This is a genomic window from Streptomyces sp. NBC_01498 (genome assembly GCF_036327775.1).
GTDB lineage: Bacteria > Actinomycetota > Actinomycetes > Streptomycetales > Streptomycetaceae > Streptomyces.
The window spans coordinates 2,977,459-2,998,226 of record NZ_CP109598.1 but is presented as its reverse complement, the minus strand read 5'-3'; the positions used below and the strand labels follow the sequence as shown (position 1 = coordinate 2,998,226).

The 20,768-nt window shown below is 71.8% G+C and carries 21 protein-coding genes and 1 rRNA gene; 19 read left to right on the top strand and 3 right to left on the bottom strand.

The features are described from left to right. The first annotated feature begins 16 nt into the window (after positions 1-16). The 9 genes from rrf (at position 17) to OG875_RS12615 (ending at position 7,315) form a co-directional block, all read left to right on the top strand. Positions 17-133 (top strand): 5S ribosomal RNA (gene rrf / locus OG875_RS12655). A 103-nt stretch (positions 134-236) separates the two neighbouring features. Next, on the top strand, positions 237-881 hold the full coding sequence (locus tag OG875_RS12650; RefSeq protein WP_330174317.1) for an HAD family hydrolase: 645 nt from the start codon (positions 237-239) through the stop codon (positions 879-881). Between the two features lie 43 nt (positions 882-924). Then, positions 925-2,160, top strand: coding sequence for an MFS transporter (locus tag OG875_RS12645; protein WP_330174316.1), 1,236 nt, complete (start codon positions 925-927; stop codon positions 2,158-2,160). Continuing rightward, positions 2,129-3,301, top strand: coding sequence for an acetoin utilization protein AcuC (locus tag OG875_RS12640; protein WP_330174315.1), 1,173 nt, complete (start codon positions 2,129-2,131; stop codon positions 3,299-3,301). Before OG875_RS12645 ends, OG875_RS12640 begins: the two co-directional genes overlap by 32 nt. A 182-nt stretch (positions 3,302-3,483) precedes the next feature. Then, complete coding sequence (locus OG875_RS12635; RefSeq protein WP_330174314.1) at positions 3,484-4,311, top strand: phosphatase; 828 nt, start codon at positions 3,484-3,486, stop codon at positions 4,309-4,311. Between the two features lie 130 nt (positions 4,312-4,441). Next, positions 4,442-4,654: a helix-turn-helix domain-containing protein gene (locus OG875_RS12630; RefSeq protein ID WP_330174313.1), complete on the top strand. Its 213-nt coding sequence runs from the start codon at positions 4,442-4,444 to the stop codon at positions 4,652-4,654. 110 nt (positions 4,655-4,764) lie between these two features. Then, on the top strand, positions 4,765-4,863 hold the full coding sequence (locus OG875_RS12625) for a 30S ribosomal protein bS22 (RefSeq protein WP_003948845.1): 99 nt from the start codon (positions 4,765-4,767) through the stop codon (positions 4,861-4,863). Positions 4,864-5,142: 279 nt separating this feature from the next. Further along, positions 5,143-6,180: an NAD-dependent epimerase/dehydratase family protein gene (locus OG875_RS12620; RefSeq protein WP_330174312.1), complete on the top strand. Its 1,038-nt coding sequence runs from the start codon at positions 5,143-5,145 to the stop codon at positions 6,178-6,180. 1 nt (position 6,181) lies between these two features. Then, positions 6,182-7,315: a lysophospholipid acyltransferase family protein gene (locus tag OG875_RS12615; protein ID WP_330174311.1), complete on the top strand. Its 1,134-nt coding sequence runs from the start codon at positions 6,182-6,184 to the stop codon at positions 7,313-7,315. Positions 7,316-7,469: 154 nt separating this feature from the next. Here OG875_RS12615 and OG875_RS12610 read toward each other — a convergent pair whose 3' ends face one another. The 3 genes from OG875_RS12610 to OG875_RS12600 form a co-directional block, all read right to left on the bottom strand. After that, the gene (locus OG875_RS12610; protein WP_330174310.1) at positions 7,470-8,699 is read right to left on the bottom strand and encodes a DUF5667 domain-containing protein; all 1,230 of its coding nucleotides are present in this window, start codon (positions 8,697-8,699) and stop codon (positions 7,470-7,472) included. Between the two features lie 212 nt (positions 8,700-8,911). Further along, positions 8,912-9,712 (bottom strand): ECF subfamily RNA polymerase sigma factor, BldN family, encoded by an 801-nt coding sequence (locus tag OG875_RS12605; RefSeq protein ID WP_330174309.1) that lies wholly within the window; start codon positions 9,710-9,712, stop codon positions 8,912-8,914. 401 nt (positions 9,713-10,113) lie between these two features. Next, the gene (locus OG875_RS12600) at positions 10,114-11,058 is read right to left on the bottom strand and encodes an HAD family hydrolase (protein ID WP_330174308.1); all 945 of its coding nucleotides are present in this window, start codon (positions 11,056-11,058) and stop codon (positions 10,114-10,116) included. Between the two features lie 172 nt (positions 11,059-11,230). Between OG875_RS12600 and OG875_RS12595 the strand changes: the two genes are divergently transcribed. The 10 genes from OG875_RS12595 to OG875_RS12550 all read left to right on the top strand — a co-directional run bounded on the left by OG875_RS12595 (position 11,231) and on the right by OG875_RS12550 (position 20,478). Continuing rightward, the gene (locus OG875_RS12595) at positions 11,231-11,506 is read left to right on the top strand and encodes a glutaredoxin family protein (protein WP_330174307.1); all 276 of its coding nucleotides are present in this window, start codon (positions 11,231-11,233) and stop codon (positions 11,504-11,506) included. 320 nt (positions 11,507-11,826) lie between these two features. Next, complete coding sequence (locus OG875_RS12590; protein ID WP_330174306.1) at positions 11,827-12,591, top strand: redox-sensing transcriptional repressor Rex; 765 nt, start codon at positions 11,827-11,829, stop codon at positions 12,589-12,591. Then, on the top strand, positions 12,588-14,030 hold the full coding sequence (locus OG875_RS12585) for a glutamyl-tRNA reductase (RefSeq protein WP_330174305.1): 1,443 nt from the start codon (positions 12,588-12,590) through the stop codon (positions 14,028-14,030). Before OG875_RS12590 ends, OG875_RS12585 begins: the two co-directional genes overlap by 4 nt. Further along, a complete protein-coding gene (gene hemC / locus OG875_RS12580) occupies positions 14,027-15,013 on the top strand; it encodes a hydroxymethylbilane synthase (protein ID WP_330174304.1) in 987 nt (328 codons plus the stop codon). The genes OG875_RS12585 and hemC overlap by 4 nt, the downstream gene beginning before the upstream one ends. Further along, the gene (locus tag OG875_RS12575; protein WP_330174303.1) at positions 15,010-16,668 is read left to right on the top strand and encodes a bifunctional uroporphyrinogen-III C-methyltransferase/uroporphyrinogen-III synthase; all 1,659 of its coding nucleotides are present in this window, start codon (positions 15,010-15,012) and stop codon (positions 16,666-16,668) included. Before hemC ends, OG875_RS12575 begins: the two co-directional genes overlap by 4 nt. Positions 16,669-16,841: 173 nt before the next feature. Then, positions 16,842-17,831, top strand: a complete 990-nt coding sequence (gene hemB, locus OG875_RS12570) for a porphobilinogen synthase (RefSeq protein WP_330174302.1) — start codon at positions 16,842-16,844, stop codon at positions 17,829-17,831. Between the two features lie 181 nt (positions 17,832-18,012). Further along, complete coding sequence (locus tag OG875_RS12565) at positions 18,013-18,330, top strand: hypothetical protein (RefSeq protein WP_330174301.1); 318 nt, start codon at positions 18,013-18,015, stop codon at positions 18,328-18,330. Between the two features lie 297 nt (positions 18,331-18,627). Next, on the top strand, positions 18,628-19,173 hold the full coding sequence (locus OG875_RS12560) for a hypothetical protein (RefSeq protein ID WP_330174300.1): 546 nt from the start codon (positions 18,628-18,630) through the stop codon (positions 19,171-19,173). 100 nt (positions 19,174-19,273) lie between these two features. After that, on the top strand, positions 19,274-19,834 hold the full coding sequence (locus tag OG875_RS12555) for a SigE family RNA polymerase sigma factor (RefSeq protein WP_330174299.1): 561 nt from the start codon (positions 19,274-19,276) through the stop codon (positions 19,832-19,834). Beyond that, positions 19,831-20,478 (top strand): hypothetical protein, encoded by a 648-nt coding sequence (locus tag OG875_RS12550; protein WP_330174298.1) that lies wholly within the window; start codon positions 19,831-19,833, stop codon positions 20,476-20,478. Before OG875_RS12555 ends, OG875_RS12550 begins: the two co-directional genes overlap by 4 nt. Positions 20,479-20,768: the final 290 nt, after the last annotated feature.

The following is a 20,768-nucleotide window of genomic DNA, read 5'->3' as shown; positions in this document are numbered from 1 at the left end:
AGCAGTTTCATAGTGTTTCGGTGGTCATTGCGTTAGGGAAACGCCCGGTTACATTCCGAACCCGGAAGCTAAGCCTTTCAGCGCCGATGGTACTGCAGGGGGGACCCTGTGGGAGAGTAGGACGCCGCCGAACAATCTTTAGCCTCAACCCCCGGCCCATGGCCGGGGGTTGAGGCATTTCTGCGTTCGGAACGAATTTCAGGAAGCGGTTTTCACCGGCCGTCTACAGTCGGCCCATGAGCTATGCACTCGTCATCTTCGACAACGACGGCGTCCTGGTCGACAGCGAGCCCCTGTCCAACACCCTCCTCGCCGCCTATCTCACCGAGCTCGGTCATCCGACGACGTACGAGGATTCCCTCCGCGACTACATGGGCTCCGCCATGCACCGGGTGCACGACCTCGTACACGAGAGAACCGGGCAGCAGCTGCCGCCCGACTTCGACGAGACCTTTCACGGCCGGGTCTTCGCCGCGTTCGAGCGGGAGTTGGAGCCCGTGGAGGGTGTCACCGATGTGCTGGGCAAGCTGGCCGCCGAGGGGCGGCCGTACTGCGTCGCGTCCTCGGGGAGCCATGAACGTATCCGGGTGGGACACCGCAAGACCGGGCTGGACCGGTGGTTCGAACCCGGGACCGTCTTCAGCGCGCAGGACGTGGGACGGGGGAAGCCGGCCCCGGACCTCTTCCTCCACGCGGCCGACCGCATGGGCGTCTCTCCCGCCCGGTGCGTCGTGGTCGAGGACAGCCCGCTCGGCGTGAGGGCCGCGCTGGCGGCCGGGATGGACGTCCTCGCCTTCACCGCGATGACCCCCGCGGAGAAACTGCCCGGCGCCACCGCGTACTTCTCCTCGATGGCCGAGCTGCCGGAACTGCTCGGCTGATCCATCTACCCCTCGGTAGCGGGGAGCCCTACGCTGTCCGGCCATGACAGCCAAGCCGGTCGGCACCGATGTACGGCTGAGACACGGGCGCTTCGCCCTGGCGCTGAGCTTCCTCGTGCAGGGAGTCGCCTTCGCCCTCCTCGTCACCCGCATCCCCGCCATCCAGGACCGGTACGGGATATCCGACGGCATGCTGCCCGCGTTCCTCGCCGCCGTGCCGATTCTCGCCGGGGTGGGCAGCGTCCTCACCGAGCGCGTCGTCGCGAGCGTGCCGCCCCGCCTCGTGCTCCGCTGGACCCAGCCGCTCGTACTGCTGGCTCTGCTCGGCGTTGCCGCCGGCGACCAGGTGTGGCAACTGGCCGTCTCGCTCGGCGCGTTCGGGCTGTCCGTGGGTGCGCTCGACGCGTCGATGAACATGCTGGGGGTGCGCCTTCAGCGGGCGTACGGGCGCAGCATCATGCTCGGCTTCCACGCCGCGTACAGCCTCGGCGGCATCGTCGGCGCCTCCCTCGCCTGGGCCGGTGCCCACTGGGACCTGTCCCTGCTGGTGTCGTATCTGCCGGTCGTCCTCGTCCTGCTGCCGGCCACGCTCGTCGGCAGCCGCTGGTACACGGACGCCGACACCGGCTCCGCCACCGCTACGCCCACGCCGACGGAAGGCCGCGGCGCCCCCGGGAGCGCCGTGGCCTTCCGGGCGCTCCTGCCGCTGTGTCTCGTCATGACCTTCGCCTACATCGGCGACTCCACCGTCTCCAACTGGAGTGCCAAGTATCTCCAGGACACCCTCGGCAGCTCCGACGAGCTGGCCACCGTCCCGTACAACGCCTACATGGTCACCACGCTTCTCGGCCGCGCCGCCGGCGACCTCGGTGTGCGGCGCTTCGGGCCCGTCGCGGTCGTCCGGTTCGGGGCACTGTTCGCCGCCGCCGGGTTCGCCGTCGTCGCGATGGCGAACGGCGCGTGGGCGGGAATCCTCGGGTTCACGATGCTCGGGTTCGGGCTCTGTGTGCTCGTGCCGCAGTGCTTCGCCGCCGCCGGGCGGATGTTCCCGGACGCCGGCGACGCGGCCGTCGCCCGGCTGAACATCTTCAACTACGTGGGCTTCCTGATCGGCTCGCCGCTGGTCGGGGCGCTCGGTGACGCCTGGAGCTACCGGGGCGCGATGCTCGTACCGATGCTGATGATCCTGGCCACCCTCGTGTACGCCCGCTCGTTCGCCGACGGTGCCGCCCGATACGGTGGCGGGCATGACCGCTCGCGCGCTGCTGATGTGGGATGACGCCGTCACCGCCTACGACTTCGGGTCGAGCCATCCGATGGACCCGGTACGGCTGGCACTGACCAGGGAGCTCGTGCGCGCGTACGGGCTCGACGACCAGGTGGACGTGGTGTCCGCGCCGGCCGCCGGGGAGTCCACGCTGAGGCTCGTGCACCACGAGGAGTACCTCGACGCGGTTCGGCGCTGCTCGGCCGATCCGGGGTCCGCCGACGGGTCGTACGGCATCGGGACCATGGACGTACCGGCCTTCGCCGCGATGCACGAGGCGTCCGCGCTGATCGCCGGCCAGTCGGTCGGTGCGGCCGAGGCCCTGTGGCGCGGCACGGCGACCCACGCCGTTAACTTCGCCGGCGGCCTGCACCACGCCATGCCCGGCGCGGCCTCGGGCTTCTGCGTCTACAACGACGCGGCCCTCGCCGTCGCGCGCCTGCTGGAGCTGGGCGCGGAGCGCGTCGCGTACATCGATGTGGACGTGCACCACGGGGACGGTGTGCAGGCGGCGTTCTGGGACGACCCGCGGGTACTGACCGTGTCGCTGCACGAGCACCCCCGCACGCTGTTCCCGCAGACCGGCTGGCCGGAGGAGACCGGCGGCGGCGAGGGCGAGGGCGGCGCGGTCAATCTGCCGCTGCCCGCCGGGACCGGTGACGAGGGCTGGCTGCGGGCCTTCCACGCGGTCGTGCCGGAACTCCTGGCCGACTTCCAGCCGCAGGCGCTGGTGACCCAGCACGGCGCCGACACGCACTTCGAGGATCCGCTGGCGCATCTCGCGGTGTCGCTGGACGCGCAGCGCGCCGTACAGGCGTCCTGCCACGAACTGGCGCACGCGTACGTCGAGGAGGCCCGCTGGCTCGCGCTCGGCGGCGGTGGCTACTCGATCGTGGACGTCGTGCCGCGTTCCTGGACGCATCTGGTGTCGATCGCGGCCCACGCGCCGATCGACCCGGCGGCTCCGGTGCCGGAGGACTGGCGGGACGCGGTCTACGCCCGTACACGGGAGTCCGCACCGCGCCGGATGACGGACGGGCGGACACCGGACTGGCGGCCGTGGGAGGCGGGTTACGACCCGGCGGACCGGGTGGACCAGGCGATCCGCGCGACCCGCAAGGCGTCCTTCCCGCTGCGGGGGCTGCTGGCCTGACCTGGGCGGTCGGGTCCCGGTCGGTCGGGTTCCGGGCGGCGCGCGGTCTCCGGCCTCGGTTTCCGCCGGCGTCATCGTCGAGGTGTCGGTCGGGACGCCGGTCGGGGTGTCCGTTACGCCAACTGTGCGGCGGGCGGGCTGTTCTGGCCCCGTCGCCGGTGCCGTACGGAAGTATCGGGCCCGTGTTGAGCACCGGACTTCCACGGGCCCGTCTGCGGGACCATCTGCTGGCCGCCGGACTTGCCGGGCCGGTGGCCACCAACCGTGAGGACAGCCTGCGCAGTTACCGGCTGTTCGCCGCCCACGATCCGCGCGCGACCCTGGGCCTCCGCCCCGAACAGCCCTGGCCCGAGCGGGACGTGCTGCGGCTCATGGCCGACCGGTGCGGTGTCTCCGGCGATCCCGCCGAGGTCTCGGGCGGTGATGTCATCGACCCCGAGCGGACGTTGAGCGGTCTCGACGCCTTCGCCGGGCGACTGCGCGCGGCGGCCGGGCGACGCGCTCCCGTGCTGTTCGGGACCGGGCACCCTGACCGGCTGGGCGGCTTCTACGGGGGGCTGGCAGACGCTTTGTCGGCGGCCGGGTGCCTCGTCATCACCCCTGCGAAGGGGCGATGTATCGACATAACGACCCGGTTCGGCGTACGCACGCATGCCCTGGACTACGTACGGGGAGTCGCGTTGGTGCGGAAATCCGGGGCATCGCGCGCCGGGAGTGAGACCGGCGCGCACAGCCATTCGCCCCTCCCCGTTCGGGTGGCTCTGGAGTCCGCGGCGGCGCTCGGCGGGCCCCTTCCCGAGCTGGTCGTCGGGGACCACGGATGGGTCTGCGGGGCAGGTCAGTTGGGGATTGAGGCCATCGGGCTCGCCGCCACCGACGACCCGGCGCTGTTCGTCGGGGAGGCGGAGGGACGGGTGTCCGTGGTGGTTCCGGTTGACGACGGTGTCCGGTCGGATTGCTACCGGCCACTGACACGCTATGTACTCAATCGAGCGTGTCTGTCACAGTAGGCGGCCTTGTGCTGCTCCTCTTCCCCACTCGTATCACCCGCCCCTACTCTGGTTGTGAGCGCACAACGACGAAGAGTCACCGGAGGGGAAGCCGGTACGCGTCGGGTGCGGAAGGTACAGGTGGATTTTCATGACTGCTGGCAGCGAGACGCCTCTCAACGAGGTCAGGTTCCTTACCGTGGCGGAAGTCGCCTCGGTGATGCGAGTGTCGAAGATGACCGTGTACCGGCTGGTGCACAGCGGTCATCTGCCGGCGATCCGGGTGGGCAGGTCTTTCCGGGTGCCGGAGCAAGCGGTTCACGAGTATCTCCGCGAGTCCTTCGTGGGGGTCGAATCCGCCTGAGATTTCCCTCGGATTACGTCCCTCACTCGGCGGCGGGTAGGCTGGGCCAACGTAGGTCGTGTGGGCCCAGACGCCCCGCACCGAGTGAAGAGAAGTGAGCGAGGGTTGTCGTGGGCTCTGTAATCAAGAAGCGGCGTAAGCGGATGGCCAAGAAGAAGCACCGCAAGCTGCTCAAGCGCACCCGCGTTCAGCGTCGTAACAAGAAGTGAGCGACAGCTGTTCGTGACACCGCGGCCCTTCCACCTCACCGGTGGAAGGGCCGCGGTGCGTTCCGGGCGGGGCCCCGCGTGCCCGTGCGGCGTGTCCGTCCTGCTGCCCGTCCGGGTGGCGCGGGTTCCGCTCCGCGGTCGGTTCGGGTCAAAGATTCGCGAAGGTGCGGGGGAGAGCCCCGTGACGCGGTCCGGGGGCAGCGGCGACCCGCTACGGTGACGGCTGGGGCAGGCAAGGTGCTTGGGCCAGACATCGAAATCCAGGGGAAGGCGCTGATCTTGGGCAAGGTCGTGCTCGTGACCGGAGTGGCCCGCCAGCTCGGCAGTCGTCTCGTACGGAGAATCCTGCGCGACCCCGAGGTGGACCGGGTCGTCGGCGTGGACGCCGTCGCTCCCGAGCAGCGGCTCGGCGGCGCCGAGTTCGTCCGCGCGGACATCCGCCAGCCCGCCATCGCGCGCGTGCTGGCCGAGTACGCCGTCGACACCGTCGTGCACATGGACGTGACGGGCACACCGCTGGGCGCCGGCGGCCGGACGGCCGTCAAGGAGACCAACGTCATCGGCACCATGCAACTGCTCGGTGCCTGCCAGAAGTCGCCCACCGTCCAGCGCCTGGTCGTCAAGTCCAGCACCAGCGTGTACGGTTCCGCGCCCCGCGACCCGGCCGTCTTCACCGAGACCACCCCGCCCAAGTCGCTGCCCAGCGGTGGCTTCGCGAAGGACGCCGTGGAGGTCGAGGGGTACGTGCGCGGCTTCGCGCGCCGCCGGCCCGACGTCGCCGTCTGTGTCCTGCGGTTCGCGAACATCCTGGGGCCCGCGGCCGATTCGCCGCTCGCCGAGTATCTGTCCCTGCCCGTGCTGCCGACCGTCCTCGGCTACGACCCCCGGCTTCAGTTCGTCCACGAGGACGACGTGCTCGACGTCCTGCGGATAGCCCTGCACGAGCCCCGGCGCGGCACGCTCAACAGCGGGACCTTCAACATCGCGGGTGACGGCGTGCTGTTGCTCTCGCAGTGCTCCCGGCGGCTGGGCCGGCCGACGGTGCCCGTGCTGCTGCCGGCCGTCACCTGGGTCGGCTCCGCGCTGCGGACGCTCGGGGTGACGGACTTCTCGCCGGAGCAGATCCGGCTGCTGACCCACGGCAGGGTCGTCAGCACGGATCAGATGCGCGAGACACTCGGGTTCACCCCCACGTACACGACGGCGGAGACCTTCAGCGATTTCGCACAGAGCAGGGGTGCCGGGCTGTTGCCGCCGGAGGCTGTCGCCGACGCGGTCGACCGGTTCGCCACCCTCGTCAGCAAGGAGCGCAACTGACATGGCCGATGCCAAGGTCATCCCCTTCGGCGAAGAGCCCCGGTCCCGGCGGGCGGCGCGGCGGCGCGCCGCCGCTTCCGGGTCGGGGGCGGCGCCCGGCCCGAACGCGCTCTCGTCCGTGCCCGGCCGTCCGGGCGACGGCGGGGGCTCCCCGGAGGGCTCCCCGGAGGACTCCTCGGAGGGTTCGTCGGCCGCCGACGCGCGTACGCCTGACGCCTCGGGCACGCCTGACGACCCGCGGCCCGAAGGGCCCCTGACGGAAGCCGAGGCCGGGCCCGGAGACGAGCCCGCCGGTGAGGGCTGGGACCGGCGGCTCGCCCAGGGGCTCGCCTTCCTGCGGCGCCGGGTCACCGGGGACTACGAGGTCGACGAGTTCGGTTACGACAAGGAACTCACCGACCAGGTCCTCATGTCGCTGATCCGGCCCCTCTACGCGAACTACTTCCGCGTCGAGGTGAAGGGCATCGAGAACATCCCCTCCGAGGGCGGCGCCCTGGTGGTGTCCAACCACTCCGGCACCCTGCCGCTCGACGGGCTGATGATGCAGGTCGCCGTCCACGACAACCACCCCGCCGGCCGCCATCTGCGGCTGCTCGCCGCCGACCTGGTGTTCATGCTGCCGGTGGTCAACGAACTGGCGCGCAAGGCCGGTCACACCCTGGCCTGTGCCGAGGACGCGGAACGGCTGCTGCGGCGCGGCGAGATCGTCGGCGTGATGCCCGAGGGCTTCAAGGGGCTGGGGAAGCCCTTCGGCGAGCGGTACAAGTTGCAGCGCTTCGGCCGGGGCGGCTTCGTCTCGACGGCCCTGCGGCACGGGGTGCCGATCGTGCCGTGCTCGATCGTGGGGGCGGAGGAGATCTACCCGATGGTCGGCAACTCCAGGACGCTGGCGCGGCTGCTGGGATTCCCGTACTTCCCGATCACGCCGACGTTCCCGTGGCTCGGGCCGCTGGGCGCGCTGCCGCTGCCGACGAAGTGGACGATCCAGTTCGGCGAGCCGATCCCCACGGACGGCTATCCGCCGGAGGCGGCGGACGACCCGATGCTGATGTTCAACCTGACCGATCAGGTACGGGAGCAGATCCAGCACACGCTCTACAAGCTGCTGGTGCAGCGCCGGTCGGTCTTCTTCTGACCCGCTGACCCGCTGATGACCGGCTGACCCGCTCCCCGGTCCGGGCACGAACGAGAACGGACGAGAACGAGAGAGGCGAGGGCCCACCGGCCCTCGCCTCTTCCGTTCCGCGCTCAGTGCTCAGTGCTCAGTGCTCAGCGCTCAGCGCCTCGCGTCAGTCTGCGTCCCCCGTGCCGATGCCGAGACCCGGCAGCAGGTCGGGCAGCAGCGGCGGGATCGTGACGTCCGGAGCGGGCGGCAGGCCGCCCTGGCCGGGCGCCGACGGCAGGTCGCCGTCCGAGGGCGGATCGAGCAGATCGCCGGGGGCGCCGGGCAGCAGCCCGGTGTCCTCGGAGGCACCCGGACTTGACGGGCTCGGCCGCTCCGCGCCGTCCGGGCGGCCCGTGTCGGGGGCCGGGTTCGACGGCGACGGCCCGTTCTCCGTACCGTCCCCGCCGTCGGAGTCCTGGGTGGCTCCGCCGGGGTCCTCGGTGGGCTTGTCCTTGTCGGGCGGATTCGGCAGCAGCGCCTGCAACGGGGCGACGTCCTCGTCCATGGCGTCGAACACCGAGCTGACCTGGCTGCCCACATCGTTCAGCTGCGGTGGCAGCCGGTCCCGCAGGCCGTTCCAGATGGCGCGGTGCGACTCCGAGAACGAGGAGAGCGTCGCGATGGACCTGATCTGTCTGTCCCGCTCGTACGCCTGGTGGAGCAGCCGGTGGCCCTCCGTGGCGTCGTGCTTCATGCCGTTGAGCGCCCGGCGGATCTCGCCGAGCGATTCGTGGTCCAGCGAGCCGGACCGGCCGCGCTCCAGCAGCCGCCGGGCCTCGCTGAGCCGGGTCGAGGCATGGTCGAGGTAGAGGCCGCCGCGATCGGCGTCCTCGTCGGCCATGCCGAGCTTGAAGTCCTCCATGCCGCGCTTCAGCCCGTACAGCGAATCACCGGGCAGCGCGTCGGAGCTGGCGGCGGCGACCCCGCCGAAGGCTCCGGCGGCGACACCGACCGTGAGTCCTCCGGCCGCGAGCCCCTTGGACCAGCGGGATCGGGGGCGGAGCTTGCGGAGCGGGGACGCCCGGTGGGCACCCCGTCCGGACGCCCGCCGCTGCTCGGGCACCGCGGGGCCGGTGGACGCCTCGCCCGCCGTGCCCTCCTGTGCCATGGCCTCCATGGCGGCCACGAGCCGGGCTCGTTGCACCACTTTGACCTCGGGGTCCAGCGTGGGTCTCGGTAGCTCGCCGAGCCCGTTCGCCAGGGCCAACAGCCGTCCCTGTTCGGTCGGTTCCGTCGGTTCCGTCGGTTCGGCCGGCGCGGCGGGCTCCTCCGCCGCGCCGCCCCGGGGCGTCCGGTCGTCCAGGGCTTGGGCGAAGGCGTTCGCCCGCCGGTGTGCCGAGACGTTCGCGATCACTGGCGGCACCTCCTCTCGTCATGACATCGACTCCCCTGGGGGTTCGGAAGGTTGCACGCCTAGAGCGCATCCACAGGGAGCCTGCATCCCGCACAACGAGCGTCGCGGCACTTGGGTTACGCGCGAAGGATGATCGGACCAGTGCGTGATCGTGGGGTCACCGAGGCGTCACCGACGGTGAGTTGAACGGCGGGCCGGGACGGCGGCCGGCGTCAGCGGGCGTCCTCCGGGAGCAGCCGCGCCAGCGTGCGCACGGCCCGGTACTGCAAGGTTTTGATCGCTCCTTCGTTCTTCCCCATCACCCGTGCCGTCTCGGCGACCGAGAGTCCTTGCAGGAAGCGCAGGGTCACGCACTCCTGCTGCTGGGGATTGAGTTTCCGTACGGCTTCGAGCAGCGCGGCGTTGGAGAGGGACTCGAGGACGGAGTCCTCCGGGCTGCGCTGCACCTCGTTGGCGTCGAGCATCTCGCCGGTGGTCACTTCCAGTCGGAAGCGGCTCGATTTGAAGTGGTCGGCGACCAGGTTGCGGGCGATCGTGACCAGCCAGGCGCCGAAGTCGCGGCCCTGCCAGGTGAAGGTGGAGATCCGCCGCAGGGCGCGCAGGAAGGTCTCACTGGTGAGGTCCTCCGCCGTCGCCTTGCTGCCCACCCGGTAGTAGATGTAGCGGTAGACGGTGTCGCTGTACTGGTCGTACAGCCGGCCGAACGCTTCGGCCTCGCCGGCCTGGGCGCGCTCGACGAGTTCCATCATGCGGGCGCTGTCGCTGTCCGCCGTGGGGCGGCGGACGGGGGTGGAGGCGCCGGTGGTGCTGCTGTTTCGGCTTCCCCGTCTGCCGACCGCCGCACCGCCGTTCGCCAGGGCATAGCAAGGACCAATCGGGCCGCTCACGGCAGGGGCCGCGGCGGCGAGTGCGGGGACGGCGTACGCGGTGGGGACGAAGCCGCGCAAGCGGTCGAGGACCGATGCGCGCAGCGTAGCCAGGCCCGAGGCGTCAACCCCGACGTGTGGGTACACGGGACTCCCAGAGGCAGAGCTTCCATCACGTTCAGTGCGGGACCGTTCACTCGTCATGGCGACGTGTGGGGTCCGGTATGCGTCTGAGGAGAATAACGCTTCGTATAGGCGGGACTACACCCAGTTGCCCAAATCATCGATTACGTCGCTTCTGTTACGCCTATACGGCGAATCAAGTAGCACGTCGTGAGCGCTTTTTGATCGCTTGTAGTCACGATGTGTCGGCTGACGTGATCGATGACGCTCGGTTTCCGGACGGAGTCATGCGTCCGCGCGCCCCGTACAGCACCGTGTCCGGTGCTGTGCCCAGTGCGGTGTTCAGCGTCGCGTGCGGTGTCTGTCCGGCGTCGAGTGGGGCATCGGGTGCGGTGTCACGTCCGGTGCCGCGCCCGGTGTCGCGTTCAGCGGCGGCGGCGGTGCAGTGCCACCGCGGCGGCCGTACCGCCCGCCAGCGCGCCGACCCCGGCGGCGGCCGGGATGCCGACCTTGGCCGCCTTGCGGCCCGTCCGGTAGTCGCGCAGCCGCCAGTCGTTGTCCTTGGCGTGCCTGCGGAGCTTGCTGTCCGGGTTGATCGCGTACGGATGTCCGACCAGCGACAGCATCGGGATGTCGTTGTGCGAGTCGCTGTACGCCGCGCAGCGGTCCAGGTCGAAGTCCTCGGTCGCCGCCAGCGCCCGTACCGCCTCGGCCTTCGCCGGGCCGTGCAGCGGCTCGCCGACGAGCTTGCCGGTGTAGACCCCGTCGACGGACTCGGCGACCGTGCCGAGCGCGCCGGTCAGCCCGAGGCGCCGGGCGATGATGGTGGCCGTCTCCACGGGCGCGGCGGTCACCAGCCAGACCTGCTGCCCGGCGTCGAGGTGCGCCTGGGCGAGGGTGCGGGTGCCCGGCCAGATCCGGTCGGCCATGTACTCGTCGTAGATCTCCTCGCCGATGGACATCAGCTCGGCGACCCGGTGGCCCTTGACGATGGACAGGGCGCTGTCGCGCGCGTCCTGCATGTGCTGCGGGTCCTCGACACCGGCGAGCCGGAACCAGGTCTGCTGCCAGGCGAATCTGGCCAGTTCGCGGCGCTGGAAGAACTTCCGTTTGTACAGCCCGCGCCCGAAGTGGAAGATCGCGGCGCCCTGCATGACGGTGTTGTCCAGGTCGAAGAACGCCGCCGCGCGCGCGTCCCCGAAGACGGGGAAGTCGGGAACGGCGGGGTCGGCGATACCGCTCGGTGCCGCGCCGACGCCGTCGATCTCCTGCGACGACTTGAGTCCTGCCTCTGCTGCGGCCTCACCCGCGAGCACGCTCCGTGCCGTCGCGGAGCGCTTGCGGGGGGTGAGCCATCCCAGTGCGGCCATAGCGTGAGCATAGTCAGTCTGTTCGGTACTTCCGCCCGCGCCGGGGTGCCGTCGGTGTGAACTCTCCGGGAACCGGAACGCGCGCGGGCGCGGCGCGGGGGCCGCGCGAGGGTGCGGGCGCGGGTGCGGGCGGCCGGCGGGCGCGGTCGCGGGACGGCGGAGAATGGCCGCCATGAGCCCTCTTCTGCGCCGTACGAGGAAGAACCCCGCCGACCGGCTGGTGACGCTGGTCTCCCGGCCCGGCTGTCATCTGTGCGACGACGCGCGCGCCGTCGTGGCGGCGGTGTGCGCCGAGACCGGGGCGTCCTGGGAGGAGAAGGACATCACCGTCGACGAAGAGTTGCACCGCGCCTACTGGGAGCAGATCCCGGTGGTGCTCGTCGACGGCGAACAGCACACCTTCTGGCGGGTGGACGCGGATCGGCTGCGCAAGGAACTGGGGCGCTGACAGAAAGACGGTTACGATCGTGGGCGCTTTGCCGAGCCTTTTCCGGAGAGCCGGTTGGTCGGCTCCGGCGGGCGCGGCGAAGCGGTCTCGGGGGCAGTTTCATGAGGAGTTGTACGGTTTTGCCCCCACCATGGGTTGAACGGGCCGGTACGGCCGAGCGTTCAAAGATCGCCCGTTCGGGTTGCGTGACCCCGGTCACGTTGCACGGACAAAGCGGACACAATCTTTGTGCACGCGTTCACAAAGGCATAACCTGCACAGGACGGGGCGGTCCTGGGACATACGGCCGCCTACAGCCCCGCTCATCCCGCAGGAGCACCGTGGCAACTGGCCGAACTCACCGACCGGCGACCCGTAGCCGAGGAATCCCCGAGGCCACGGTCGCCCGGCTTCCGCTGTATCTGCGGGCGCTGACCGCGCTTTCCGAGCGCTCCGTACCCACCGTGTCCTCCGAGGAACTCGCCGTGGCCGCCGGGGTCAACTCCGCGAAGCTGCGCAAGGACTTCTCGTATCTCGGTTCCTACGGGACCCGCGGTGTCGGATACGACGTGGAGTACCTCGTCTACCAGATCTCCCGCGAACTCGGCCTCACGCAGGACTGGCCCGTCGTCATCGTCGGCATCGGCAACCTCGGCGCCGCGCTCGCCAACTACGGCGGCTTCGCCTCCCGGGGTTTCCGGGTCGCCGCGCTCATCGACGCCGATCCCGAGATGGCCGGCAAGCCGGTCGCCGGGATTCCCGTCCAGCACACGGACGAGCTGGAGCGGATCATCAGCGACAACGGCGTCTCCATCGGCGTCATCGCGACCCCGGCGGGCGGTGCCCAGCAGGTCTGCGAGCGGCTGGTCGCGGCCGGTGTCACCTCGATCCTCAACTTCGCGCCGACCGTGCTGACCGTGCCGGACGGGGTGGACGTACGGAAGGTCGATCTCTCGATCGAGCTCCAGATCCTCGCCTTCCACGAGCAGCGCAAGGCCGGTGAGGAGGCCGCCGCGGCCGAGGCCGCGGGCACACCGCCGCCGGTCCGCTCCACCACCGGCCGGAAGGGACCCGACGGGGACGTCCCCGCCGTGATGCCCGCATGAGTCTTCTGGTCGTCGGTCTGAGCCACCGCAGCGCGCCCGTGAGCGTGCTGGACCGGGTGTCGCTGTCCCCGGACAGCCAGATCAAGCTGCTCCAGGACGTGCTCGCCGCCGAGCCCGCGACCGAGGCCGCCGTCCTCGCGACGTGCAACCGGGTCGAGCTGTACGCGGACGTGGACAAGTTCCACGCGGGCGTGGCCGAGTTGTCCACGCTCCTCGCCCGGCACAGCGGTGTCGGCCTGGACGAGCTGACCCCTCATCTCTACGTGCACTACGAGGACCGGGCCGTCCACCATCTCTTCTCGGTGGCCTGCGGACTGGACTCGATGGTCGTCGGCGAGGGCCAGATCCTCGGCCAGATCAAGGACGCCCTCGCGCGCGGCCAGGAACTGCACACCGCCGGACGGCTCCTCAACGACCTCTTCCAGCAGGCGCTGCGCGTCGGCAAGCGCGCCCACAGCGAGACCGGGATCGACCGGGCCGGGCAGTCGCTCGTCAGTTTCGGTCTCGAACAGCTCGCCGCGGGCGCGGACGTCGCCGCCTGGGCCGCCGGCCGGCGCGCGCTGGTGATCGGCGCCGGGTCGATGTCCTCGCTCGCCGCCGCGACCCTCGCCCGTGCCGGGGTCGCCGAGATCGTCGTCGCCAACCGCACCGCCGCCCGCGCGGACCGGCTGGTGGCGATCCTGAACGAGCCCGGCGGGACGGGGGTCAGGGCCCGCGCCGTCGGCATGGCCTCCGCCGAGACGGAGTTGACACGTGCCGACATCGTCGTGTCCTGCACCGGCGCCACCGGTCTCGTCCTGACCGCCGACACCGTCGGGACGGCACTCGCCGGCGGCCGGGAACTCGCGCTGCTCGACCTGGCCATGCCGCGTGACATCGACGCGGCCGTCCACCGCCTGGGCGGCGCCCGGCTCGTGGACATCGAGTCGCTGGCGGACGCGTCCGCCGACGCCCCGATGGCGGCCGACGTCGACCAGGTCAAGCGCATAGTCACCGACGAGGTCGCGGCTTTCGGCGCCGCCCAGCGCGCCGCCCACATCACCCCGACCGTGGTCGCCCTGCGGGCCATGGCCGCCGACGTCGTCACCAGTGAGATCACCCGCCTCGAAGGCCGGCTCCCCGGCCTGGACGAGCGGCAGCGCGCCGAGGTCACCCAGACCGTCCGGCGCGTGGTCGACAAACTTCTGCACGCCCCGACCGTGCGGATCAAGCAACTGGCCGGCGAGCCCGGCGGCGCCGGTTACGCGGACGCGCTGCGGGAGCTGTTCGACCTGGACCCGGGGACGGTCGCGTCCGTCAGCCGGGCGGACCGGGGCGGAGCACCGGACGAGGCCACCGGCCGCACCACGGTCGACGTGGGCACGGTCGACGTGGCCGCCCTCGACCTGAGCGTGGTTGACCTCGGCACGGCCGACGCCGGAACCCGGGGGCGGCCATGACCCACCCGACACCCGGCACCGGGACACCCCTGCGGCTCGGCACCCGGCGCAGCAGGCTCGCCCTGGCCCAGTCCGGCCAGGTGGCCGCCGCCGTCACGGAGTTGACCGGACGGCCGGTGGAGCTGGTCGAGATCACCACGTACGGCGACACCTCCCGCGAGCAGCTGGCCCGGATCGGCGGCACGGGTGTCTTCGTCACCGCGCTGCGCGAGGCACTGCTGCGCGGCGAGGTCGACTTCGCCGTCCACTCCCTCAAGGACCTGCCCACCACGCAGCCCGAGGGCCTGACGCTGGCCGCCGTGCCGCGCCGCGAGGATCCCCGGGACGTGCTGATCGCGCGCGACGGGCTGACCCTGGACCGGCTGCCGCACGGCGCCCGGATCGGTACGGGCTCGCCGCGGCGCGCGGCGCAGCTCAACGCGTACGCCCGCGGTCACGGTCTGCTCATGGAGACCGTGCCGATACGCGGGAACATCGACACCCGTATCGGCTACGTCCACGGCGGTGAGCTCGACGCCGTCGTGCTCGCCGCGGCGGGCCTCAACCGCCTCGGCAGGGCGGCCGAGGTGACCGACTTCCTGTCGGTGGACTCCGTCCTGCCGGCCCCCGGCCAGGGGGCACTGGCCGTCGAGTGCGCGGCTTCCGACCCGGAACTCGCCGCCGCCCTCGCCGGTCTCGACGATCCGCGCACGCGGATCGCCGTCACCGCGGAACGTTCCCTGCTCGCCGCCCTGGAGGCCGGTTGCAGCGCACCTGTGGGTGCGCTGGCCGACCTGCTGGGCGACGGACAGGACGCGCGATTTGTCAACGAACTGCGCCTGCGTGGCGTCGTCGGCACAACCGACGGCTCGACGCTCGTGCAGTTGTCCATCACCGGTCCCGTACCCACGTCGCTCGGCGACGCCGTCGCGCTCGGTCGCGAACTCGCGTCCGAGATGCTCGCCAAGGGTGCGGCCGGTCTTATGGGGGAGCGAGCACATTGAGCCCCATCGCCGACCACCCGGCCGTCCACGCATCAGGGCACGTCACCTTCCTCGGTGCCGGACCCGGTGATCCGGGTCTGCTGACACTCCGCGCCGTCGAGGCGCTCGCGGGGGCGGAGGTACTGATCGCCGAGCCCGATGTGCTCGACGTCGTACGCGGCCACGCGCGTGCGAGTGTGAGCACCCCGGAGCTGACGATTGTTGACGATGCGTCAACAGCCGCCGGTATTCCCGCGATCAGGGATGCCGTCAATCTTGTCATGGAGGCCGCGCGCGGCGGCAAGCGGGTCGTCCGTGCGGTGACCGGGGACCCCGGTCTCGACGGCGACACCGGTGCCGAGATGCTGGCGTGCGCCGCCGCGGGCATTCCCTTCGAGGTCGTGCCCGGTATCGCCGCCGCCGTGGGGGTCCCCGCGTACGCGGGGGTCCCGCTGCGGGACGCGCACGGCACGGACGTCCGTTTCGTCGACAGCCGGACGGCCGGTGAGCGCTGCTGGACCGAACTCGGCGCCAGCGACGGCACGGTGGTCGTCTCGGCGACCCTCGACACGGTCGCCGCGACCGCCGGGGAGTTCGTCGCGGCGGGCCGCAAGCCGGACACGCCGATCACGGTCACGGTCGCCGGTACGACGACGCGCCAGCGCACCTGGACGGCGACGCTCGGCACGATCGCGCTGACCCTCAAGCAGGCGAAGGTCCTGCCGTCGGCGGCCGGGCACCAGCCGGTCATAGCCGTGGTCGGGGAGCGCAGCGCGCCCGCGCAGCGCGACCAGCTCGCGTGGTTCGAGTCGAAGCAGCTGTTCGGCTGGAAGGTGCTCGTCCCGCGTACGAAGGAGCAGGCCGCCTCGCTCTCCGACCAGCTCCGGTCCTACGGCGCGGTCCCGCACGAGGTCCCGACCATCGCGGTCGAACCGCCGCGTACGCCCCAGCAGATGGAGCGCGCGGTCAAGGGTCTGGTCACCGGGCGTTACGAGTGGATCGCCTTCACGTCGGTCAACGCGGTGAAGGCGGTGCGGGAGAAGTTCGAGGAGTACGGGCTCGACGCCCGTGCCTTCGCGGGGATCAAGGTCGCCGCCGTCGGTGAGCAGACGGCCGCCGCGCTGGTCGACTTCGGCGTCAAGCCGGACCTGGTGCCCAGCGGTGAGCAGTCCGCGGCCGGGCTGCTCGACGACTGGCCGCCGTACGACCCGGTCTTCGACCCGATCGACCGGGTGTTCCTGCCGCGTGCCGACATCGCCACGGAGACGCTGGTCGCCGGGCTGATCGAGCTGGGCTGGGAGGTGGACGACGTCACGGCCTACCGGACCGTACGCGCGTCGCCGCCGCCCGCCGAGACCCGGGAGGCCATCAAGGGCGGCGGCTTCGACGCGGTGCTGTTCACCTCGTCGTCCACCGTGCGGAATCTCGTGGGTATCGCGGGCAAGCCGCACAACGTGACCGTCATCGCCTGTATCGGTCCGGCCACCGCCAAGACGGCGGAGGAGCACGGGCTGCGGGTCGACGTGCTGTCGCCGGAACCGTCGGTGCACAAGCTCGCCGAGGCCCTGGCGGCGTTCGGCGCGCAGCGCCGGGCGGCGGCGCGGGAGGCCGGCGAGGCGGTCACCCGGCCGAGCGAGCGCCGGCCTGGTTCGAGACGGCGGCGTACGACGACCTGACGGGCGGCGGCCCCGCGCGGGCCGCTCGTCCGGTCGCGCGGGGGCGGTTGTACCGGTCGCGTGGTCCCGTCGCACGCGGTCCCGCCCACGGGGGCGGGACCGGGCGGCCGGGCGGCGTAGCGTGGACGGGGCACGGAACAGCTGTCCTTCCCGGATACATGAGGCGATCCACCATGACTGTGTACGGTTCCTTCCCCGGTTCCCGGCCCCGCCGGCTGCGGACCAGTCCCGCGATGCGGCGGATGGTCGCGGAGACGCGGCTGCACCCGGCCGATCTGGTCCTGCCCGCGTTCGTGCGCGAGGGCGTCGGTGAGGCCGTGCCCATCGCGGCGATGCCCGGGGTCGTCCAGCACAGCCTGGACACGCTGCGGAAGGCGGCCGTCGACGCGGTGTCGGCGGGGGTCTCCGGGATCATGCTGTACGGCGTGCCGGAGGAGGCCCGGAAGGACGCGCTCGGGACGGCCGGGACCGACCCGGAGGGCATCCTCCAGGTGGCGATCCGCGCGGTGCGCGAGGAGGTCGGCGACGATCTGGTGATCATGTCCGACCTGTGCCTGGACGAGTACACCGACCACGGCCACTGCGGGGTGCTCGACGCGGCCGGGCGCGTCGACAACGACGCGACGCTGGAACGGTACGCCGAGATGGCCCAGGTGCAGGCCGACGCGGGCGCCCATGTGCTGGGCACCAGCGGCATGATGGACGGCCAGGTCGGCGTGGTCCGCGACGCGCTGGACACGATCGGCAAGGAGGACGTGGCGATCCTCGCGTACGCGGTGAAGTACTCGTCCGCGTTCTACGGCCCGTTCCGGGAGGCGGTCGGCTCCTCGCTGACGGGCGACCGCAAGACGTACCAGCAGGACCCGGCCAACTCCCGCGAGTCCATGCGGGAGCTGGCACTGGATCTCGAAGAGGGCGCCGACCTGGTGATGGTGAAGCCGGCCGGTCCGTATCTGGACGTGCTGGCGAAGGTGGCCGCCGAGGTGGCCGTCCCGGTGGCCGCGTACCAGATCAGCGGCGAGTACTCGATGATCGAGGCGGCGGCCGAGAAGGGCTGGATCGACCGGGACAAGGCGATCCTGGAGTCCCTGACCGGGATCAAGCGGGCGGGCGCCGGCACGATCCTCACGTACTGGGCGACGGAGGTCGCGCGGAAGCTGTGACGCGGGCGCTCCGGGACGGGGCGCCGGGAGAGAGGCCGTGCGGGGCTGCGAAGCCCACCGCGCGGCCTCTTTGTGTTGCTGACCGGCGCGGCCGTGGGTCCGGACGGGATCATGGCCGGCCGCGGCCCGGCCACCGCCGAACTGCGGGCCCGGCCCGGCGCCGACATCGAGCTGGGCCGATGTGAACGGGGCCACCAGCCTGCCGCTGGCCCCGGGCGCCGGCGACCTGTGGGCGGCGGTGGAGGCCGTCACGTTCGGCGCCGCGGACGTATTCGTCGTCACCAAGGACTCCGGAGTGCCCGACGCCCTGGACACCATCGCCCGTATCCGGGCGGCGCTGCCGGACACACCGCTGGTGGTGGGCGGCCGGGTCGGCCCGGTCACCATCGCCGCCACGCGGGCGGCTGCCGACGGGGCGATCATCGGCGGCGCCCTCAAGAAGGACTCCGGCCACTTCACCCGCGTCGACGCGGCCCCGGCACGGGAGTTCACGGCCTGAGACGGCGGCGGCCCCCGCCTGGTCGACCGCCGCCGACGGAGGTCCCCCGCCCCCGACGAGCCGGACGCGCCCGGCTGGGTGAGAGCGCCGGGCGCGGTGTCGAGCGGCGGCCTCCGGCGCAGGACCCGAACCACCATCCGTAGCGGCCGTGTTGCATGTGACGAGCGTCACATGCGGGGATGTGTGGTCCGAAGCAGCGTTCCGGGGGCGGCTCGCTGTCTGGGGGGTGGATGGGACGACAGGGCCTGTCCGCTCCGGCCACCCGGGTCGGAGGCTGACGCTTCAGGGGAGTTGCTGATGATGTCCATCGGTTCGCACAGGCGGAAGTACGGACGGCGGGCCGTGGCCCTCCTGCCCGTGGTCGCGCTCGCGGGTGCCGCCGTCCTCGCGGCGGGCGCGGGAACGGCGGGCGCGTCGTCCACGAGCGCGGTCACCTCCGTCCGGGCGGCTTCCACGGCTTCGGCCGCTTCCGCGGCTTCGACCGTGCGGGTGGTCGCGCCGGGCGAGCGGATCGCTGTCGCGGCCAGTGAACTGTGGCTGAAGGAAGAGGGCCTGTACGTCGTCGCCCCGAAGGTCACCGACGATCTGGAGGTCGTCGAGGTCGGCGACGTCCTGCCCGGGAAGGTGTCCACGCTCGCCTGGGGCGACGCTGCCGGCGTGCTCTACGCGGGCGTCCACCGCGGCCCGCTGTCGCCGACGGCGAAGGTCACCATCAAGGTCGGGGCCCGCACGCTTCAGGCCGAGGTCGTCGCTCTCGCCGGTACGCCCGGCTGGGGCGCGTACTACGCCTTCGACGCGACGGGGGACCTTTCCGCGAAGCCCTCGATCACCGTCCAGAGCTGAGCCGGCGGAACACCGGCCGGGAACTGCCGCCGCCGCCCGGGGGACGGCGGCGGCAGTCGCGGCACGCGTTTCCGCTCACCCCCACCGTGGCGAGGTCCGATTGAGCAGCCCCAGCGACGACGAATTCCACACCTTCATGACCGGCCGGTGGCCCAGCCTGGTGCGTACCGCGTATCTGCTGACCGGCGGCCACCACGACGCCGAGGACCTGGCCCAGGCGGCGCTGGCCCGCGCCTACGTGAAGTGGGACAGGGTGCGGCGGAGCGACGACCGGGCCGCGTACGTCCGCAAGATCATGATCCACGTGCACGCGGACGGGTTCCGCCGGCGGACCGTCCGCGAGTGGTTCACCTCCCGGCTTCCGGAGACCGCGGTGGCCGACCGGACCGACCAGGTGGCCCACCGTGGCGCGCTCGTCGACGCACTCGCCGGGCTGCCGCTGCGGCAGCGGACGGCGGTGGTGCTCCGCTACTTCGAGGACATGACCCCCGCCCAGATCGCCGCCGCCATGGGCACCCGGGAGGGCACCGTACGCGGCCAGATCACCCGGGCCCTCGCGAAACTCCGCGACGACGGAGTCCTGGCGGCCCGTACGGGAAGCCCTCAGGAATCCCGTACGCACCCGAGCGACCCGGTCGCGCTGAAAGGAAGGCCCCGATGAACCAGGACGAGCCCCTGGCCACGGCGCTTCGCGGCGCCGCCGCGGCGGTGCCGGTGGGAACGGCCCCCACGTCCGCCGTGATCCGCCGGGGGAAGACGATGCGCCGCCGCCGGACGGCGCTGCGGTCCGCCGTCGTGGCCGCCGCGATTCTCGTCCCGGCGGGCGGCGTGCTGTTCGCCGCGACGTCCGGTCCCGTGCCCGCGCCACCGCTGCCGGTGGCGTCGGCACCCGCGTCGGCGCCGGTGCGGGTGGTGGACCCGGGGGAGGAGCTGCCGCTCGGCCGGGGCAACACGATGACGCTGACCGATCAGGGCATGTCCCTGGTGACGCCGGGCGTTTCGGGCGCCGAGGAGAAGTCGACGGAGGTGGGTGAGGCGCCGGGGGGCATCTCGGCCACCGTCGCCACCGACGACACCGGCACCTTGTGGGCCGGCATCCACCGGGGCCCCGAACCGCCCGCCCGCGTGACCGTCGCGGCGGGCGGCCGGACGACGACCGCCCGTACCGTCACGCTGCCCGGCCGCCCCGGCTGGTTCGCCTTCTACGCGGACGACGCCCGCGGCAGCACCGACGACTTCACCATCACGGTCCAGGGCTCCGACGGCGCGATCCTGGACACCCTGACCAAGTCCGGCAAGGGCTGAACTCCCTTGCCAACCAGGCCCGTTGTGGCGCCCGGGACGTGCTCGGCCGATCGTGGCGGTGGGCAGGCGGGCATGGTGCCGAGGGGAGCGTCCTCGCGAGATTCCTCGTGGCGCCGGACGACACGTCAGCGGCTCCGGCCCTCCAGGCCGGGCCGGGACGGGCATTCGCGTCTCACTCCTTCGGCGGCTTCGATCCCGAAGAGGCCGTGGCCGAGTGGGAAGGCCCGCTGTCCGGCGGCGGCTTCGAGGAACCCGTCGAAGCCGGTGACCCTCGCATTGTCGCCGCCGGA

What these genes read in the sequence shown, in the direction of transcription:
- OG875_RS12650 (WP_330174317.1), top strand. Translation starts at nt 237, where the DNA reads ATGAGCTATGCACTCGTCATCTTCGACAACGACGGCGTCCTGGTCGAC.
- hemB (WP_330174302.1), top strand. Translation starts at nt 16,842, where the DNA reads ATGACTGTGTACGGTTCCTTCCCCGGTTCCCGGCCCCGCCGGCTGCGG.
- OG875_RS12630 (WP_330174313.1), top strand. Translation starts at nt 4,442, where the DNA reads ATGACTGCTGGCAGCGAGACGCCTCTCAACGAGGTCAGGTTCCTTACC.
- hemC (WP_330174304.1), top strand. Translation starts at nt 14,027, where the DNA reads ATGACCCACCCGACACCCGGCACCGGGACACCCCTGCGGCTCGGCACC.
- OG875_RS12585 (WP_330174305.1), top strand. Translation starts at nt 12,588, where the DNA reads ATGAGTCTTCTGGTCGTCGGTCTGAGCCACCGCAGCGCGCCCGTGAGC.
- OG875_RS12600 (WP_330174308.1), bottom strand. Translation starts at nt 11,058, where the DNA reads ATGGCCGCACTGGGATGGCTCACCCCCCGCAAGCGCTCCGCGACGGCA.
- OG875_RS12595 (WP_330174307.1), top strand. Translation starts at nt 11,231, where the DNA reads ATGAGCCCTCTTCTGCGCCGTACGAGGAAGAACCCCGCCGACCGGCTG.
- OG875_RS12560 (WP_330174300.1), top strand. Translation starts at nt 18,628, where the DNA reads ATGATGTCCATCGGTTCGCACAGGCGGAAGTACGGACGGCGGGCCGTG.
- OG875_RS12645 (WP_330174316.1), top strand. Translation starts at nt 925, where the DNA reads ATGACAGCCAAGCCGGTCGGCACCGATGTACGGCTGAGACACGGGCGC.
- OG875_RS12615 (WP_330174311.1), top strand. Translation starts at nt 6,182, where the DNA reads ATGGCCGATGCCAAGGTCATCCCCTTCGGCGAAGAGCCCCGGTCCCGG.
- OG875_RS12640 (WP_330174315.1), top strand. Translation starts at nt 2,129, where the DNA reads ATGACCGCTCGCGCGCTGCTGATGTGGGATGACGCCGTCACCGCCTAC.
- OG875_RS12550 (WP_330174298.1), top strand. Translation starts at nt 19,831, where the DNA reads ATGAACCAGGACGAGCCCCTGGCCACGGCGCTTCGCGGCGCCGCCGCG.